Origin of the sequence: Cupriavidus agavae, assembly GCF_004217045.1 — a bacterium.
Classification (GTDB): Bacteria; Pseudomonadota; Gammaproteobacteria; order Burkholderiales; family Burkholderiaceae; genus Cupriavidus; species Cupriavidus agavae.
Genome location: NZ_SGXM01000002.1, coordinates 259,995 through 277,425, shown reverse-complemented (window position 1 = coordinate 277,425; position 17,431 = coordinate 259,995). Strand labels below are relative to the sequence as shown.

Genomic DNA, 17,431 nt, shown 5'->3' with positions numbered 1-17,431 from the left:
AGATGACGACAACCGAACCGATATCGAAGTTACCGCTGCCGCCCGTGGGCGAGGTGGTGCCGCATGCGGGCGCGATGCGCCTGATCGACGAACTGGTGCAGGCCGACGCCGAGCGCTGCGTGGCGCGGGCCACGGTGCGCGCCACGCAGTTGTTCGTCGGCGACGATGGCATGCCGGGCTGGGTGGGCATCGAGTACATGGCCCAGACCATCGCCGCCTGGGCCGGCGTGAAGGGCCGCGCTGCCGGGCAGGGCCCCGGCATCGGCTTCCTGCTCGGTTCGCGCCGCTATGCGTGCGACGTGGCGGCGTTTCCGGTGGGCAGCGTGCTGACGATCGCCGTGCAGGCCGAACTGGTGGGCGACAACGGCCTGGGCATGTTCGCCTGCACGCTGGCGCTAGATGGCCGCGAGGTGGCGCGCGCCAATGTTTCCGTTTTCCAGCCTGCCGACGCGGAGGCTTTTCTCCAGGGGCAGCAAGCATGACGAACAAGACCGTGCTGGTCACGGGGTCCTCGCGCGGCATTGGCCGTGCCATTGCGCTGCGGCTGGCGCGTGACGGCTACGACGTGGTGGTGCACTGCCGTGCGCGCCGCGACGAGGCCGAATCGGTGGCCGACGCCGTGCGCGCCTTCGGCCGCAACGCCCGCGTGCTGGCCTTCGACATCGCGCGCCGCGACGCGGCCGCCGAGGCGCTGCTGGCCGATGTGGAGAGGCACGGCTGCTACTACGGCGTGGTCTGCAACGCCGGCATCGCCCGCGACGCCGCGTTCCCGGCCATGACGGGCGAGGAATGGGACGAGGTGGTGCATACCAACCTCGACGCGTTCTACAACGTGCTGAACCCGCTGGTCATGCCGCTCGTGCAGCGGCGCCAGCCGGGGCGGATCGTCACGCTGTCGTCGGTGTCGGGGCTGGTCGGCAACCGCGGCCAGGCCAACTACAGCGCGGCCAAGGCGGGCATCATCGGCGCCACCAAGGCGCTGGCGATCGAACTGGCCAAGCGCCAGATCACGGTGAACTGCGTGGCGCCGGGCCTGATCGACACAGAGATGGTGGAAGAACACGTGCGCGAAGAGGCGCTGAAGATGATACCGGCGCGCCGCATGGGTACGCCGGACGAGGTGGCTGCCACGGTGGCCTTCCTGCTCTCGCCGGATGCCGGCTACATTACACGGCAGGTGATTTCGGTGAACGGGGGGATGTTCGGATGAAGCGGGTTGTCGTAACCGGCGCGGGCGCGGTCAGCGCCCTGGGCAATGACTGGGCCACCGTGCGCGAGCGCCTGGCCAGCGGGCGCAATGCCGTGGTGCACATGTCCGAATGGGACGATATCCGGGGGCTCAACACACGCCTGGGCGCGCCGGTGCCGCCCTTCGCGCTGCCGCCGCACTACACGCGCAAGCTGACCCGCTCGATGGGCCGCGTCTCGCTGATGGCCGTGATGGCGAGCGAGGCCGCGCTGGCCGACGCCGGGCTGGCCGGCAGCGCGCTGGTGACCGGGGGCAAGCTCGGCATCGCCTACGGTTCGTCCACGGGCACGCCGTCAGCGGTGCAGGATTTCGGGCGCATGATGAACGAGCGCACCACCGAGGACATCAGCGCCACCACCTACATCCGCATGATGCCCCACACCACGGCGGTCAATATCGGCGTGTTCTTCGGCATCACGGGGCGCATCCTGACCACGTCGAGCGCGTGCACGTCGGGCAGCCATGGCATCGGCTACGCGTTCGAGACGATCCGCATGGGCCGCCAGCTGGCGATGCTGGCCGGCGGGGCCGAGGAACTGGACGCCACCGAGGCGGCGGTGTTCGACACGCTGTTCGCCACCAGCACGCGCAACGACGCGCCGCAGACCACGCCGCGTCCGTTCGACGCCAACCGCGACGGCCTGGTGCTGGGCGAGGGCGCCGGCACGCTGGTGCTGGAGGAACTGGAGCACGCCCGGGCGCGCGGCGCGCGCATCCTGGCCGAGATCGTGGGCTATGGCACCAACAGCGACGGCGCCCATGTCACCCAGCCCCAGGCGCCCACCATGGCCGAAGCCATGCGGCTGGCGCTCGAGGATGCCGGCCTGCCGCCCTCGGCCATCGGCTACGTCAACGCCCACGGCACCGCCACCGACCACGGCGACGTGGCGGAATCCCATGCCACGTACGAGGTGCTGGGCGGGCAGGTGCCGGTCAGCTCGCTCAAGAGCTACATGGGCCATACGCTGGGGGCCTGCGGCGCGCTGGAAGCCTGGATGACGATCGAGATGATGCGCGACGGCTGGTTCGCGCCGACCGTGAACCTGACCGAACCTGATCCGCGCTGTGCGGCGCTGGACTACATCGTCGGTGCAGGGCGCCGGATCGACACCGACCATGTCATGAGCAACAATTTCGCGTTCGGCGGCATCAATACCTCGCTGGTGTTCCGCCGCTGGACCGAATAAGCGGTCTTGTTTTCCGTCGTACCGTCGCTTTTCAAGAACCCGATTTACAACCAGAAAAAGGAAGGTCAATGAAATTCGCTCACCTCGCTCCGCTGGCCGCCGTGGCCTGCGCCGCCGCCCTGCTCTCGGCCCCGGCCGCCGCCCGCGACACCAAGTACATGCTGCCGCTGGCCGGCGTGCTGGAAATGCCCGAGGCCAAGGAAAAGCTCGACGGCTCGGTGCAGTTCTTCCTGTCGGGCGCCAAGACCCCCAAGGTGCTCGAAACGAAGGACAGCGACGTCTCGAACAAGAAGACCAACGGCGTGGGCAAGAGCGACGAGGAAGCCTGCCGCTGGGCCGCGCTGTCGGCTCTGATCGCGTTCCAGGACAAGGCCAAGTCGCTCGGCGCCAACGCCGTGGTGGACATGGTGAGCTACTACAAGAAAGACACCAACGCGAACCCCACCGAGTACGAGTGCCACGCCGGCGCCGTGGTGGTGGGCGTGACGCTGAAGGGCACCTATGCCCGCGTGGCCAACTAAGGCAGGCAAGCCGAGGCAGCCGAACGAACCGTCACCCATGCCGCTCGCCCTGCGTACCGGATCGGTCATGGCCTTCGCTGCCATGGCGCCGCCCGTCAGCCGGTGGATGTCGCCGGAGGAACTGGCGCGCCTGGCGCAGATGCGGGCACAGCAGCGGGCCGAGCAGTTTGCCGCCGGCCGCTGGCTGGCGCGGCGGCTGCTGGCGGTAACGCTCGGCGGCGATGCCTCCGAGTGGCTGCTGTCGGCCGCCGAGGACGCGCCGCCGGTTGCCACCCACACCGGCGGGGCCGTGGGCATGCCGATCTTCGTGTCGATCGCCCACTCGGGCGATCACCTGGCCTGCGCGGTGTCCGACATGCCGGTGGGCGTCGATATCGAGGCGCTGCAGCCTCGCCAGCACCTTGGTACGCTGATCGAGGCGACCACCACCGACGCCGAGCGCGCCGCGCTGCCGGCGCTGCTCGACCAGTCCGACGCCGAGGCGCGCATGGTGGCGTTCTTCCAGCTCTGGACGCTCAAGGAAGCCTGGATCAAGTGCCACGGCGGCAGCCTGTTCCCGACGATGATGGGAAATCTGGTCGAGGCCGTGCCGGCACCGCTGGCCAGTGCCAACGGACTCACATGGCGCCGCAAGGACGCCGTGCTGGCGCTGGCCGCCGCCGCGCCGGTCGATGAAGTGGACCTGCCCGACGCGCAGGGCTGGCGGCTCGAAGCGCGCGAAACGGTCGGCTAGGTCTTTTCCAGCGAGGCGCAGGCCGCGCGCAGGATGGCCGCGTAGCGCTCCAGATGAGGCTCGATCCGGTAGATCGGCCCGGCAATCGAAATCGCATAGCACTCGCCCGACAGCCGCACGGGCCACGCCAGTGCACCCACATCGGGCATCGACTCGCTCAGGTTCACATACGCACCCCGGGCGCGGGCCGCCTGCAGGTCGGACTCCAGCGTGGCCGGCGTGGTCAGCGTGCGCGGCGTGAACGGCTGGAACGCCAGTTGCGGCAGCACCGCGCCGCGCTCGGCATCTTCCATCGCGCCCAGCAGCGCCTTGCCGATGGAGTTGGCATGCAACTCGCGGCGCTCGCCGGCCGTGGCGATATAGCGGATGGCGTGGGGCGATTCCATGACATCGAGATAGACCACGGCCACGCCTTCGTGCAGCTTGCCGATGACGATGGTTTCGCCAGTGGCGTCGCGCAGCTCGCTCATGGTGCCGTGCACGCGGTCGAGCACGGGATCATGGCGGGCGATCTGCTGCGCCATCGCCAGCAGCCGCCCGGTCGGGTAATAGCCCTGCCGGCGCGCGGTTTCGTAGAGGTAGCCCAGCGAGGTCAGCGTCCGGATCAACGCATGGCAACTCGACGCCGGCACCGCCAGCAGCCGGGCCAGTTCGGACAGCGACAGCGCCCGCCGCTCCCGCGCGAAGGTCTCGATGATCTCGATCACGCGCAACGCGGTCTTGACGTTCATGGAGGCGGGCCTGGCAGGGGAGTCTTGACGCTCGGGCATGGGCGTGGAAAGGGCGGTTCCGGTCAGTGGCGGGTGGTGGCCGGACTGTAGCACGCCGCTCCCGGGCGCCGCGTGCTTTGTATCGTTCTGTATCCAGTCGCGCCCCCGATACGTCCGCATACCGATTCCCGTTTTCGCCACATGGATCCGATACGTCGGCGCCGTCCAATACAGCCATGGCAGGGCGACAACCGCCCGCACCCTCCACTGAAAGGATCGTCATGCTGAAACGAACGTTTGCCTCGCTGGCCATCGCGGCCCTGGGCCTGACCGCAACGGGCGCCGCGTCGGCTGCCCCGGCTGCCGACAAGTCGCTGCCGTCGGTGGTGATCGTGCACGGCGCGTTCGCCGATGGCTCGGACTGGGCCAAGGTCATTCCGCTGCTGCAGGCCAGGGGCGTGCACGTGCAGGCCGTGCAGAACGGTCTCGAATCGCTGGCCGGCGACGTGGCCGCCACGCGCCGCGCCATCGACAACCAGTCGGGCAAGGTCGTGCTGGTAGGGCACTCGTGGGGCGGTACCGTGATTACCGAGGCGGGCGCCAACGACAAGGTGGCCGCGCTGGTCTATGTCAACGCGTTCGCTCCCGATGCGGGCCAGGCGACTGGCGAGATCGGCAAGAACTACCCGCCTTCGCCCGGCATCGGCAAGCTCGTGGCCGACAAGGACGGCTACCTGTCGCTGCCGCCGGAGGCGTTGGCCGCCGACTTCGCGCAGGATGTGCCGCCCGCGCAGGCACGCGTGATGGCCGCCACGCAGGGTCCGATCCAGTCGAAGGCGTTCGGCGAGAAGACCACCGTGGCCGCCTGGCAGACGCGCCCGTCGTGGTTCATCGTGGGGTCGAACGACCGCATGATCCAGCCGGCGCTGGAGCGCGAGATGGCGCGCAAGATCGGCGCCAAGGTCACCGAACTGCCAACCAGCCACGTGCCGCAGCAATCGCGCCCGGCCGATGTGGCCAAGGTCATCCTTGACGCGGTGCAGACCGTGCAGCGCCAGTAGGCTGGCGAGGCAGTACGTTTTACGGGACGTCAGCCGAGGCGGTGTCCCGGTTTCACCGGCTGGAGGCAAGACATGTTGATCGCGGTAATTGGCGCAGGCGCCGTGGGCTGTTTTTTCGGCGGCATGCTGGCGAAGGCGGGCGAGGAGGTGGTCCTCGTTGGCCGGAAACGGCATGTCGATGTGATCCAGGCCGAGGGGCTGCGTTTCGAGTCCAGGGCGTTCGACATGCGCGTGGACATCGGCGCCACCACCGATCCCGCCGCCGTGGCAGATGCCGATATCGTGCTGGTCTGCGTCAAGTCAGTGGACACCGAAGACGCGGCGCGGCAGATGCTGCCCTACCTGCGGCCTGACGCGCTGGTCGTCTCGCTGCAGAACGGCATCGACAACGCCGCCCGGCTGGAGGCGGCTCTGGAGCGGCCCGTGATTGCCGCGGCGGTCTACGTGGCGAGCGAGATGGCCGGCCCGGGACACCTGCGCCACCACGGGCGCGGCGACCTGATCATCGGCATGGCCCCGGGCAGCCAGATCGTGGCAAAGGTGTTCAGCCATGCCGGCGTGCCGACCGTGGCTTCGCCCGATGTCGGCGCCGCGCTCTGGGGCAAGCTGATCCTGAACTGCGCCTACAACGCAATGTCGGCTATCGTGCAACTGCCGTACGGCCAGATCCGCGACGTGCCGTCCGCCAACGCGGCAATGACCGCCATCGTGGCCGAATGCCTGGCCGTGGCCCGCGCCGAAGGGGTGACGATTGCCAGCGACGCCGCCAGCCAGGTGGACCATATTCGCGGCACGATCCCGTTGGGCCAGCAATCGTCGATGGCGCAGGACTTCGCGCAGGGACGCCCCAGCGAGATTGCCTCGCTCAACGGCGAGATCGTGCGCCGGGGCGCGGCGCTGGGGATCGATACCCCGGCCAACCAGGTGGTGGTGGCGCTGGTGGAACTGTTGGAGAAGGGGCGGGGCGTCAGCGGCGGCTGAGCGTGGCGCCGGGCGGGCGCTGCATAATAGGGCATTGCCAACCGCGCCCCAGCCCAATCCATGCGTATCCCGCCCATGAAGGCCATCGTTGCCTTCGAAAGCGTTGCCCGGAACAAAAGCGTCAGCAAGGCCGCCGAGGAACTTGGGTTGACCGCGTCGGCCGTCAGCCACCAGGTAGCGAACCTGGAGGAGGCGATCGGGCAGTCGCTGTTCTTTCGCCAGGGCCGGGGCCTGGTGCTCACGCCGGTGGGCGAGCAGTACGTGCACGAGGTGACCGGCGTGCTGGCGCAACTGAACCGTGCCACCGAGCGCGCGGCGAATCCGTCCGGCATCGATATCCTGCGCGTCCATACCAGCCCCAGTTTCGGCCTGATGTGGCTGTTGCCGCGGCTGCAGTCGTTCCAGGCCGACAACGGCGACATCCAGCTCAATCTTTCCTGCTCCTACGAGGATATTTCGTTCACGGCCGGCTTCTACGATGTGGACGTACGGCACGGGCACGCGCACTGGCGCGACCTCGAGGTCAGGACGCTGCGGCACGAGCGCATCCTGCCGCTCGCCTCGCCCGAATACCTGCGCAATCACCCGGTGCGCGACCCCCTCGACCTGCTGCAACGCCGGTTGATCAACTCCGAGACGCCGCTGGTGCGCTGGCAGCAGTGGTTCGCCCGCTTCGGCATCCCGGGGGCGCAGAAATCCTTCGACTTCTCGTTCGACCGTTCGTACATGTCGCTGGAGACGGCGGCGCTGGGTCTTGGCGTGGCGCTGGAAAGCTCGTTGCTGGCTTCGGTGCTGCTCCAGAAGGGCGCGCTGGTACCGGTCTTCGAAGGCCAGTACGGCGTGGAAGTGGCCGGACACCACGTCGTGTATCCGGCGCAAAACGCCGACCTGCCGCGCGTGGAACGCTTCCTCACCTGGCTCTCGCGCGAGGTCAACCGGCCGCACGAGGGTCAGCCCTCCTGAGCGGATACCTCGGGTTTCCACTGACCCGAGCGTGTCGATCGCTGAAAATTTCTCAACCATAGTTGAGGCCGACTGCATTGATCGGGAGCCTTCCAGAGACAAAACTCGACCCATCCACACAACGCAGAAACAAGGAGACATGCGATGCTGGTCGAGAACAAGGTAGTCATCGTCACCGGAGCCGCTTCACCGCGCGGAATTGGCAAGGCCACCGCCCGGGCGCTGGCGGGGCAGGGCGCTCGGGTCGTCATCGTGGACCTGCAGCTCGACGCGGCGCAGGCCGCTGCCGCCGAACTGGGGGAAGGCCATCTGGGCCTGCGCTGTGATGTGACGAACAAGGCATCGTGCGATGCCGTGGCACAGGCGGTGATCGAGCGCTACGGCCGCATCGACGGGCTCGTCAACAATGCCGGCATCACGCAGCCGGTACGCACGCTGGACATCGGTGCCGCCAACTTCGACGCCGTGGTCGACGTGAACCTGCGCGGCACGCTCTACATGTCGCAGGCGGTCCTTCCGCAGATGAAGGAGCAGAAGCACGGCAGCATCGTCTGCATGTCGTCGGTGTCCGCGCAGCGCGGCGGCGGCATCTTCGGCGGTCCCCACTACAGCGCGGCCAAGGCCGGTGTACTGGGCCTGGCCAAGGCCATGGCGCGCGAGTTCGGCGGTGACCGGATCCGCGTGAACTCGGTGACGCCGGGGCTGATCCAGACTGACATCACCGGCGACAAGCTCACGCCCGACATGCGCGCCGACATCATCAAGGGCATTCCACTGGGGCGGCTTGGCGATGCCGGCGACGTGGCCAACGCGTGCCTGTTCCTGGTCAGCGACCTGTCCTCGTACCTCACGGGCATCACGCTCGACGTGAACGGCGGCATGCTGATCCACTGAAGTCCCACGGCCGGTTGCGGCCGCCATACCATGTCAACGCACCCGGGACCACCCGGGGCACCGGCAGGAGACAACCATGAAGACCAAATATGCAGCGTCGGCCATTGCCGCCGACGTGGCGGGGCCTCGCGCCGATGCGGCGAGCTTCGAGTCGCGCACTTACGGCAAGGTCGTACGCCGGCTGATCCCGTTCCTGATGCTGTGCTACCTCGGTGCCTACCTGGACCGCGTGAACGTAGGCTTTGCCAAGCTGCAGATGCTCAGCGACCTCCAGTTCAGCGAGACGGTCTACGGCCTGGGCGCCGGCATCTTCTTCCTCGGCTACTTCATCTTCGAGGTGCCCAGCAACGTCATCCTCCACAAGGTAGGCGCCCGCAACTGGCTGGCGCGCATCATGCTGACCTGGGCCGTCATCTCGGCCGGCTTCGCCTTTGTCAGCACGCCCACGCAGTTCTATGTGCTGCGCTTCCTGCTGGGCGTGGCCGAAGCGGGCTTTGCGCCGGGCGTGATCCTCTACATGACGTACTGGTTCCCGTCGGAGCGGCGCGCCAAGGCCCTGTCGATGTTCTTCATGGCAATTCCGCTCGCCGGCATGGTGGGCGGGCCACTGTCGGGCTGGATCATGCACGCTTTCCATGGCGCACATGACCTGGCTGGCTGGAAGTGGCTGTTCCTGATCGAGGCCGTGCCGTCGCTGGTGCTGGGCGTGGCGATCCTGTTCTACCTCGATAACGGCATCAAGGACGCGAAGTGGCTGACCGACCAGGAAAAGGCGCTGCTGCTGCGCAACGTGGAGGGCGATAACGCGCAGAAGGTGCAGCACGTGTCGATCCGCGCCTTCATGGCCGACCGGCGCCTGTGGCTGATGGCGGCCATTTACTTCTGCGTGGTGCTGGGCCAGTACGGCCTGACCTTCTGGCTGCCGACCATCATCCGCAAGGCCGGCGTGGCCGATCCGCTGTGGGTGGGCGTGCTGACTGCGGTGCCGTACCTCTGCGCCATCGTCGCACTGCCGCTGGTGGGCCGTTCCGCCGACCACCGCCGCGAGCGCCGCTTCCATCTGGCGGTGCCGATGCTGGTGGCCGCCGTGGGCTTTGCCACGCTGCCGCTGCTCGGCAGTGTGCCGGCGGCCATCGTCTGCCTGTCCGTGGCCGCCGCCGGCATCATGGCTTCGTCGTCGCAGTTCTGGTCGTTGCCCACGGCACTGCTGGGCGGGATGTCGGCCGCCGCGGGGATTGCCGCCGTGAACTGCGTGGCCAACCTGGCAGGCTTCTTCTCGCCAGCCATCGTCGGCTGGCTCAATGACCTGACCGGCAAGTCCACGGCGGGCCTGATGTTCATCTCGGCCACAGTCGTGCTTGGTGCGCTGCTGGTCTTCCTGGTGCCGGCCAAGGCCGTCAACCGCTGATCCAAGGTATTCAACGCATCCAATCTGGAGTCATCATGAGTCGAACCAATCTCGAGGCGCCCGTCTCGCTGGCCGAGCGCGCCTACCGCATCCGGCGCAACGCCATCCTGATGGGCGAAGTGCAGGGGCAGGGCTACGTGGGGCAGGCGCTCGATATCGCCGATGTGCTTGCCGTGGCGTACTTCGGCGCCATGAAGTACCGGCCCGAGGACCCTGCATGGGAGGCGCGCGACCGCTTCCTGCTGTCCAACGGGCACTACGCGATTGCCCTCTACGCGGCACTGCTGGAGGCCGGCATCCTGCCGGCCGAGGAACTCGAAACCTACGGCAGCGACGACAGCCGGCTGCCGATGTCCGGGATGGCCAGCTACACGCCGGGCATGGAGATGTCGGGCGGCTCGCTGGGCCAGGGCCTCACCATTGCGGTGGGCCGCTGCCTGGGCCTGAAGCGCAAGGGCTCCGACGCCTTCGTCTATACGCTGTTCTCGGACGGCGAACTTGACGAAGGCGCGATCTGGGAGGGCCTGATGTCGGCCAGCCACTGGAAGCTCGACAACCTGATCGCCATGGTCGACGTCAACAACCAGCAGGCCGACGGCCCTTCGACGCAGATCATGGCGTTCGAGCCGCTCGTGCCGAAGCTGGAAGCGTTCGGCTGGTACGTGCAACGCGTGGACGGCAACGATATCGATGCCGTGGCTGCCGCCTTCGACAACGCCCGCGCCCACCGGGGCGCCCGACCGCGCATCATCGTCTGCGATACGCGCATGGGCTGCGGCGTGCCATTCCTCGAACAGCGCGAGAAGAATCACTTCATCCGGGTGGAAGCCCACGAATGGCAACTGGCGCTGCAGGCGCTGGAAGCCGGGAGACAAGCATGAGCAACGCCGCCACCAGCGGGAAGACCCGCCTCAAGACCTCGGCGATGATCGCCTCGATTGCAGGGGAAGGGCAGGCCACGCGCGCCGCCCCGTTTGGCCACGCCTTGACGGCGCTGGCGGCCGAACGCCCGGACGTTGTCGGCATGACGGCCGATCTCGGCAAATATACCGACCTCCACATCTTCGCCAAGGCCTACCCGGAGCGCTATTACCAGATGGGCATGGCGGAGCAACTGCTGATGGGAGCCGCCGCCGGGCTGGCGCACGAGGGCGCGGTGCCATTCGTGACCACCTACGCCGTGTTCGCCACGCGCCGCGCCTACGACTTCATGCACCAGACCATTGCCGAGGACAACCTCGACGTGAAGATCGTCTGTGCCTTGCCCGGGCTGACCACCGGCTACGGACCGAGCCACCAGGCCGCCGAGGACCTGGCGCTGATGCGCGCCATGCCGAACATGACAGTGATCGATCCGTGCGACGCGCTCGACATCGAGCAGATGGTCCCCGCCATTGCCGCACACAAGGGACCGGTCTACGCCCGGCTGCTGCGCGGCAATGTGCCGGTGGTGCTCGACGAGTACGGCTACAAGTTCGAACTCGGCAAGGCCAAGCTGCTGCGCGACGGCGCCGACGTACTGGTGATCGCGTCGGGCATCATGACGATGCGGGCGCTCGAAGTCGCCAAGGCGCTGGAGGCTGACCGCATCGGCGTGGCGGTGCTGCACGTGCCAACCATCAAACCGCTGGACACCGAGACCATCGTGCGCGAGGCGCGCCGTTCCGGTCGGCTGGTAGTCGTGGCCGAGAACCATACCGTGATTGGCGGCCTGACCGAGGCGGTGGCCGCGACGCTGATGCGCGAGGGGGTGGCGGTGCCGTTCCGCCAGATCGGCCTGCCCGACGCCTTCCTCGACGCCGGCGCGTTGCCAACGCTCCACGACCGCTACGGCATCTCCGCCGAACGGATGGCGGGCAGCATCAAGGGTTGGCTGTAGGGCGGGGCCGCGCCCGCGGGGGCGGGCGCTCGGCTTTCCCGCCGCCGCTCAACGCAAGGTTCGAAACGCCGTCCGCAGCTCCTCGCTCAGCGCCTGGGGCTGCTCCCACGCGGCAAAGTGCCCGCCCTTTTCCATGCGGCCGTAGTGCAGCAGGTTCGGGAACGCTTGCCGCACCCAGCTCCGTGGCGCCTGATAGAGCTCGTCGGGGAACGCACTCACCGCCACGGGGATTTTCACTCCCTTCGGCGCAAAGAACGCGAGCTTGTTCTCCCAATACAGGCGCGCCGACGATACGCCGGTTCTGGTCAGCCAGTAGAGCGTGATGTTGTCGAGCACATCGTCGCGCGTCAGCCCTTCCGGTTGTCCGTCGAACACGCGGGCGATCAGTTCATAGCTGCGGGCGTCGTGGTCCAGCATCCAGGCGGCCAGCCCCACTGGCGAATCGTCGATCGCGTACAGCGTCTGCGGCCGGTTGGTCATCTCCTGAGCGTAGGCCAGGCCGTGCTTGTAGAAGAAATCGAGCTGGTCGTAGGCACGTTTCTCGTCGGCTGGCAGGCCGGCGGGCGCCGGGGCGCCGGCTTGCAGCAGCTTCTCGATGGCCGGAGGCACCGCGCCGGGCATGGTCGTATGGATACCGATCAGTTCGGGCGGCGCCTGCACGGCCATCTGCTCGGTGACCGCGTCGCCCCAGTCGCCGCCCTGCGCCACATAGCGCGGATAGCCGAGGCGCTTCATGAGAAGGTTCCAGGCCCGCGCGATGCGCACCGGGTCCCAGCCCACCTGTTCCGGCGTACCGGAGAACCCGTACCCCGGCAATGACGGGATGACCACGTCGAAGGCGTCGGCCGCACTGCCGCCGTGCGCGGTGGGATTCGTCAGCGGCTCGATCAGCTTCAGTTGCTCGACGATCGAACCGGGCCAGCCATGCGTGATGATCACGGGCAATGCGTTCGGATGGCGCGATCGTACGTGGATGAAATGGATGTCCACGCCGTCGATGCGCGTCACGAACTGCGGCAGGGCGTCGAGCCGGGCTTCGAACCGGCGCCAGTCATAGTCGGTGGCCCAATACCGCGCGAGCTTCTGCATCGTTGCCAGTTGCACGCCCTGCGTGCCGTCGGCGACGAGTTCGCGGGCAGGCCAGCGGACGGCCGCGATGCGCTGGCGCAGGTCGGCCAGATCCTGGTCCGGGGCGCGGTAGTGGAACGGGCGGATGGCTGCGTCCTCTCCAAGCCCCCGGCCGGCGGCGCCGGGGGCTTGCGTGGCGGTCTGTGCGAGGGCGGCCAGCGGCGTCATGGCGAGCACGACACCGCCGCCAAGGGCGCCGAGGGTTGCGCCGAGCATGGCGCGGCGGCTTGCGAAACGATCGGGATTGGGCATGTCCGGATTCCTTGTGCGTCGAGCCCTGCGATGCGCTGGCTCGGGAACCGGCAAGGTATCCGCCCGATGTATCCGTTTTGTTCTGCCCCGGCGAGCGCTTTGTATCGCTCTGTAGTGAAGCGCCCGCCAGCCCTTGCAGGTGGCCGACCCGCCGCACTTGTTCCGCCGTGTATCAATTCATGTTCGGCCCGGGTCGTTTATCCGGTGCGGCGCCGCTCCTATAGTCCATTGCACGCCAAGGGCGCAACGGTAATACGGACAGACGCAGGAGATGACATGAAGACGACGACAAGACGACCCGGGATCTGGATGGGCCTGGCGGCCGCAGTGCTGGCAGCGGGTGCCGCGCACGCGGCCGGGATTTCGCCCCACGCCACGGGCTCGATCCTGCGGGAGGACATCCGGTGGTCATCGTTCCCGGCCTTCCCGAAGCGCGCGCAGCTGGCGGTGCTGGTGGGCGATCCGGCGGCGGCCGGGCCGTATGTGGTGCGGGTCAGCGTGCCGGCCGGCGTCAAGCTGATGCCGCATGTCCATCCCGAAGACCGCATCTACACCGTGATCGAGGGCGTGTTCTATATCGGCATCGGCGACGAGTTCAACCCCCAGCGCCTCGTGGCCTATCCGCCGGGCAGCGTGGTCGTGCTGCCAGGCGGCACGCCGCATTTCCACTGGGCGCGCTCGGGAGGCTATGTCACGCAGGTCAGCGGCACCGGGCCGCTCGGCGTGCAGTACGTGCACGCCGAGGACGACCCCCGCCACAAGTAGGCGTCGCCGGTCAGTCGGCGAACTTCTCGACCAGGAAGTCCACGAAGGCCCGCACCCGGCTCGACATGTGCCGTGCGTGCGGGTACAGCAACATGAACGGGCGCGAGCTGCCGCCGAACGCCTGCATGATCTCGACCAGCGCGCCACTGCGCAGGTCATCCTCCACGACGAAACGGTAGGTCTGGAACAGGCCGGCACCGGCGCGCGCCAGCGTGGCGCCGCCGAGGTAATCCTCCGAGGCCGCATACGCGCCCGTCGTCATCAGCTCTACCTGCTCGCCATCCTGGCGCAATAGCCACGGCAGCCGCCGGCCGCTGCTGGGCACGTCGAACTGGATGCACTCGTGCGCCAGCAGGTCTTCAGGCGATGCGGGCGTGCCGTGGCGCTTCAGGTAGGCTGGCGTGGCCACCACCACCAGTTCGGCATCCTCCAGCTTGCGGGCGATCAGTCCCGAGTCGTCAGGCGCGCGGCCGCGTACCGAGAGGTCGTAGCGGTCGTCGGCGAAGTCGACGTTGCGATTGCTGATGTGGACGTCGATCTCGACCTCGGGATAGCGCTCGCGGAAGGCCGGCAGCACCGGCAACACACGATAGTGGGCATAGGGCGTGGGCAGGCTGATGCGCAGGCGGCCGGCGGGCGCGGCGTGCTGGCCGCTGATCTGCCGTTCCGCCTCCACCAGTTGCGCAAGCGCGATCCGGCTCTGTTCGAAGTAGGCGCGGCCTTCGTCGGTCAGGCGGATTTGCCGCGTGGTACGCACGAACAGCCGCACGTTAAGCCGTTCCTCCAGCCGCGAGACGCTGCGGCTGACTGCCGCCGGTGTCACGCCGGCGGCCACGGCGGCCGACGTGAAGCTGCTCAGTTCGGCCGCCAGGCAAAAGAGTTCGATGCTGCCAAGTTGCAGGTCGTCGAATTGACGCTTCATGATGGGTCGTTACCGTGCCGAAACTATCTGGCGCTGCGCCGGTTGGCCGCGCGGTCGGTCAGCCACTGGACGACCTGCCCGCCGTAGGCGGCAGGGAGCTTCTCCGTGGTGCGCTCGGCGATGTCGGCCAGCGTGTGGTTCTTCAGTTCGGCACGCATGGCCTTCTCGGCGGCCAGCATGACGGCGTGCACCGTGCACGTGCCGCGCGTGGCCCAGGCGGGCGGGCAGCCGTCGAACACCGCATTGCGGTCGCGAATCTCCCGGCACTCGAACAGCGGCTTGTCGCCGTCGATGGCCTCGACCACGTCGAGGACCGTGATGCGCGAGGGCGACCGCGCGAGCCGGAACCCGCCCTTGATGCCCTCGGTGGCCACCACCAGCCCGGCTTTCGCCAGCTTGGTGAACAGCTTGGCGAGGAACTCGGTCGGGATGCCCTGCAGCTCGGCCAGGTCTCGCACGCTGGCTTCTTCCACGGCCATGTTGGACCGTGACAGATAGAGCAGGCAATGCAGCCCGTACTCGACGCCTGTACTGATATGGGACATTTTTAACTAGGACTCAGGAAATCGTAGTTGCAAGCCTATACCACCGGCCGCCCCGCAGCAAGACACCCCCGGCGCCCCGGCACGGCTGTGTGACGTGCCGGTGTCTTCGTCCGGCGTGCCAGCGCCGGTGGGCATTGGCGAACCGGGCTCGCCCATCCGGACCACTGGTTGATCGCGCTGCGCCAAGAAAAACACTGCATTGTTGAGTGCGAATCAACAAACATTCGCGCCATTGGGCCTTAATCGGCCCTGGCAAAGCCGTCACACTGGCCTCCATCGACACTTTCTCCCTGATGGAGCGCCACAATGTCCCGCACCCCGAATCCCTTGTTCCAGCCCTACGCGTTCGGCAGCCTGCAACTGCCGAACCGCATCGTCATGCCGCCGATGACGCGCTCCCGCTCCAGCCAGCCCGGTGATGTGCCCAACGCCCTGATGGCCGAGTACTACGCCCAGCGCGCCGGCGCCGGTCTGATCGTCAGCGAAGGCACGTGGATTTCGCCGCTCGGCAAGGGCTACGCGTGGACGCCGGGCATCTGCACGCCCGAGCAGGTTGCGGGCTGGCGCAAGGTGACCGATGCCGTGCACGCCGCTGGTGGCCGCATCTTTGCGCAACTCTGGCATGTGGGGCGGCTGAGCCACGTCAGCCTGCTGGGCGGACAGGCGCCGGTATCGTCGTCGGCGATCCAGGCCACCGGCGTCAACGTGTTCGTGGCCGACAACGATGGCAAGCCGGGCTTCGTCCAGGCGTCGATGCCGCGTGCGCTCGCCGTCCCGGAGATCCAGGAGATCGTCGGGCAGTTCCGCCAGGCAGCCCGCAACGCGATGGAAGCCGGTTTCGACGGGGTGGAGCTGCATGCCGCCAACGGCTATCTCGTCAACCAGTTCATCGACTCTGGCGCCAACGACCGGACTGACCAGTACGGCGGGTCGGTCGAAAACCGGCTGCGCTTCCTCGGCGAAGTGGCCAACGCGCTGGTGGAAGGCACGGGCAGCAAGGATCGCGTTGGCATCCGCCTGGCGCCGCTGACCACGCTCAATGGCTGCGTCGACGCCGACCCCGAGACCACGTACACGGCCGCCGCGAAACTGCTGGGCGAAATCGGCGTGGGCTACATCCACATTGCCGAGGCAGACTGGGAGGACGCGCCGGATATGCCGATGGCATTCAAGCAGCGCCTGCGCGCGGTCTACCCCGGTACGTTGATCTACGCCGGCAAGTACACCGCTGCGCGTGCGGAGGCTGCGCTGAGCGAAGGCTGGGCCGACCTGATCGCGTTTGGCCGTCCGTTTGTGGCCAATCCTGACCTGCCGGAACGGCTGCGCACCGGCGCGATGCTCAACCCGACCGACCGCGATACGCTGTTCGGCGGCGGCGTGCACGGCTACACCGACTATCCGGCGCTGCCCGCCAAGGCGGCCTGAGCACGGCGCGACGCGGATCAGCGGGGCTTGAAAATCAGCCCCTGCTGCGCCACACCGACCGGGCCGAGTTCGTCGTGAAGGGTAGTACGCGCCAGCCCGATGCCATTGGGCTGCGCGATGGTTTCCGATTCGGCGGCCACCCATTCGCCTTGCGGCAGGCGATGCAGGTACACGGTGAGGTCGGCATTGGCGAAGGCGAACCGGTGCAGCGGCACCGCCCAGCTGATCCCATTGCCGAAGTCGGCCGCCGCGATGGCCCGCGCGGCTGGGGTGATCGGCCAGTCCGCCACCACGGGCACGGCGATGCGGAACCAGACGGCGGCCGGGCCGGGCTCGCGCACGGTACCGGCGGCCACGCGGCTTTCCATGGCCGTGTAGTGGAATGACGTCTGCGGCTCCATGCCCGGAATCAGCAGCGGGGTATCGCAGGCATCGGGCGGGGGGAGGGTGGGCGCCAGAGGCGTGGCGGCCAGGTCGAGCGGCCGTTCGCGCATGTAGACCGCCGTGCCGTGCACCACGGTCACGCCGTCATGCTGCAGTTCCACGCGTACGCGCCGCACGGCGCCGCCCGGCTGCGGCGTCACGATGGCCCGGAGCGTCGCCACGGGCACGGGCCGCACGAATTCGAGCGTGAGGCGGGACATCGCCCAGCCCGGCTCCCCGGCCATCGCGCGGTCGGCCATCACGGCCAGCAGCGCACCGGGCGCACCGCCATGCTGGGCGCCGGGGTTCCATGGGCCGCGCGACAGGACCGTGGATTCCACGGTGTCGCCCGATACTTCGAAGATGCTGCGGGGAAGGGACACAG

Annotated in this window: 19 protein-coding genes; 14 read left to right on the top strand and 5 right to left on the bottom strand. The window is 68.0% G+C overall.

Translation table 11 applies throughout. The features are described 5' to 3' along the window. The first annotated feature begins 2 nt into the window (after positions 1-2). The 5 genes from EV147_RS12320 to EV147_RS12300 all read left to right on the top strand — a co-directional run bounded on the left by EV147_RS12320 (position 3) and on the right by EV147_RS12300 (position 3,690). Positions 3-482, top strand: a complete 480-nt coding sequence (locus EV147_RS12320) for an ApeP family dehydratase (protein WP_130391471.1) — start codon at positions 3-5, stop codon at positions 480-482. Then, positions 479-1,210 carry a 3-oxoacyl-ACP reductase FabG gene (gene fabG, locus EV147_RS12315; protein ID WP_130391470.1) on the top strand — a complete coding sequence of 244 codons (732 nt, stop codon included), beginning with the start codon at positions 479-481 and terminating at the stop codon, positions 1,208-1,210. The genes EV147_RS12320 and fabG overlap by 4 nt, the downstream gene beginning before the upstream one ends. Next, positions 1,207-2,436: a beta-ketoacyl-ACP synthase gene (locus EV147_RS12310; protein ID WP_130391469.1), complete on the top strand. Its 1,230-nt coding sequence runs from the start codon at positions 1,207-1,209 to the stop codon at positions 2,434-2,436. The genes fabG and EV147_RS12310 overlap by 4 nt, the downstream gene beginning before the upstream one ends. A gap of 68 nt (positions 2,437-2,504) precedes the next feature. Further along, entirely contained in the window at positions 2,505-2,957 is a 453-nt protein-coding gene (locus tag EV147_RS12305; RefSeq protein WP_130391468.1) for an excinuclease ATPase subunit, read from the top strand. 37 nt (positions 2,958-2,994) lie between these two features. Further along, entirely contained in the window at positions 2,995-3,690 is a 696-nt protein-coding gene (locus tag EV147_RS12300; RefSeq protein ID WP_130391467.1) for a 4'-phosphopantetheinyl transferase family protein, read from the top strand. Here EV147_RS12300 and EV147_RS12295 read toward each other — a convergent pair. Beyond that, positions 3,687-4,421, bottom strand: coding sequence for an IclR family transcriptional regulator (locus EV147_RS12295; protein WP_130391466.1), 735 nt, complete (start codon positions 4,419-4,421; stop codon positions 3,687-3,689). The two genes, EV147_RS12300 and EV147_RS12295, sit on opposite strands and share 4 nt — an antisense overlap. A gap of 260 nt (positions 4,422-4,681) precedes the next feature. On the opposite strand from EV147_RS12295, the gene EV147_RS12290 reads away from it, so the two are divergent. The 7 genes from EV147_RS12290 to EV147_RS12260 all read left to right on the top strand — a co-directional run bounded on the left by EV147_RS12290 (position 4,682) and on the right by EV147_RS12260 (position 11,586). Next, positions 4,682-5,461: an alpha/beta fold hydrolase gene (locus EV147_RS12290; protein ID WP_130391465.1), complete on the top strand. Its 780-nt coding sequence runs from the start codon at positions 4,682-4,684 to the stop codon at positions 5,459-5,461. Between the two features lie 72 nt (positions 5,462-5,533). Then, positions 5,534-6,442, top strand: a complete 909-nt coding sequence (locus EV147_RS12285) for a ketopantoate reductase family protein (RefSeq protein WP_130391464.1) — start codon at positions 5,534-5,536, stop codon at positions 6,440-6,442. 60 nt (positions 6,443-6,502) lie between these two features. Next, the gene (locus EV147_RS12280) at positions 6,503-7,405 is read left to right on the top strand and encodes a LysR substrate-binding domain-containing protein (RefSeq protein WP_130391463.1); all 903 of its coding nucleotides are present in this window, start codon (positions 6,503-6,505) and stop codon (positions 7,403-7,405) included. A gap of 144 nt (positions 7,406-7,549) precedes the next feature. Continuing rightward, positions 7,550-8,299 (top strand): SDR family NAD(P)-dependent oxidoreductase, encoded by a 750-nt coding sequence (locus EV147_RS12275; protein WP_130391462.1) that lies wholly within the window; start codon positions 7,550-7,552, stop codon positions 8,297-8,299. A gap of 76 nt (positions 8,300-8,375) precedes the next feature. After that, entirely contained in the window at positions 8,376-9,707 is a 1,332-nt protein-coding gene (locus EV147_RS12270; protein ID WP_130391461.1) for an MFS transporter, read from the top strand. A gap of 35 nt (positions 9,708-9,742) precedes the next feature. Further along, a complete protein-coding gene (locus EV147_RS12265; RefSeq protein ID WP_130391460.1) occupies positions 9,743-10,588 on the top strand; it encodes a transketolase in 846 nt (281 codons plus the stop codon). Further along, a complete protein-coding gene (locus EV147_RS12260; protein ID WP_130391459.1) occupies positions 10,585-11,586 on the top strand; it encodes a transketolase family protein in 1,002 nt (333 codons plus the stop codon). Before EV147_RS12265 ends, EV147_RS12260 begins: the two co-directional genes overlap by 4 nt. 48 nt (positions 11,587-11,634) lie before the next feature. Here the strand turns inward: EV147_RS12260 and EV147_RS12255 are convergent, their stop codons facing one another. Continuing rightward, positions 11,635-12,966: an epoxide hydrolase family protein gene (locus EV147_RS12255; protein WP_130391458.1), complete on the bottom strand. Its 1,332-nt coding sequence runs from the start codon at positions 12,964-12,966 to the stop codon at positions 11,635-11,637. Positions 12,967-13,242: 276 nt separating this feature from the next. Here EV147_RS12255 and EV147_RS12250 point away from each other — a divergent pair, with 276 nt between their 5' ends. Next, entirely contained in the window at positions 13,243-13,731 is a 489-nt protein-coding gene (locus tag EV147_RS12250; protein ID WP_198680230.1) for a cupin domain-containing protein, read from the top strand. A 10-nt stretch (positions 13,732-13,741) separates the two neighbouring features. Here EV147_RS12250 and EV147_RS12245 read toward each other — a convergent pair whose 3' ends face one another. Together EV147_RS12245 and EV147_RS12240 are read right to left on the bottom strand one after the other, a co-directional pair. Then, positions 13,742-14,653, bottom strand: a complete 912-nt coding sequence (locus EV147_RS12245; RefSeq protein WP_130391457.1) for a LysR family transcriptional regulator — start codon at positions 14,651-14,653, stop codon at positions 13,742-13,744. Between the two features lie 23 nt (positions 14,654-14,676). Next, complete coding sequence (locus tag EV147_RS12240) at positions 14,677-15,198, bottom strand: RrF2 family transcriptional regulator (RefSeq protein ID WP_130391456.1); 522 nt, start codon at positions 15,196-15,198, stop codon at positions 14,677-14,679. Positions 15,199-15,504: 306 nt separating this feature from the next. Here EV147_RS12240 and EV147_RS12235 point away from each other — a divergent pair, with 306 nt between their 5' ends. After that, positions 15,505-16,623: an alkene reductase gene (locus tag EV147_RS12235; protein ID WP_130391455.1), complete on the top strand. Its 1,119-nt coding sequence runs from the start codon at positions 15,505-15,507 to the stop codon at positions 16,621-16,623. Positions 16,624-16,640: 17 nt separating this feature from the next. On the opposite strand, the gene EV147_RS12230 is transcribed toward EV147_RS12235, so the two are convergent. Next, positions 16,641-17,429 (bottom strand): thioesterase family protein, encoded by a 789-nt coding sequence (locus tag EV147_RS12230; RefSeq protein ID WP_157994681.1) that lies wholly within the window; start codon positions 17,427-17,429, stop codon positions 16,641-16,643. Positions 17,430-17,431: the final 2 nt, after the last annotated feature.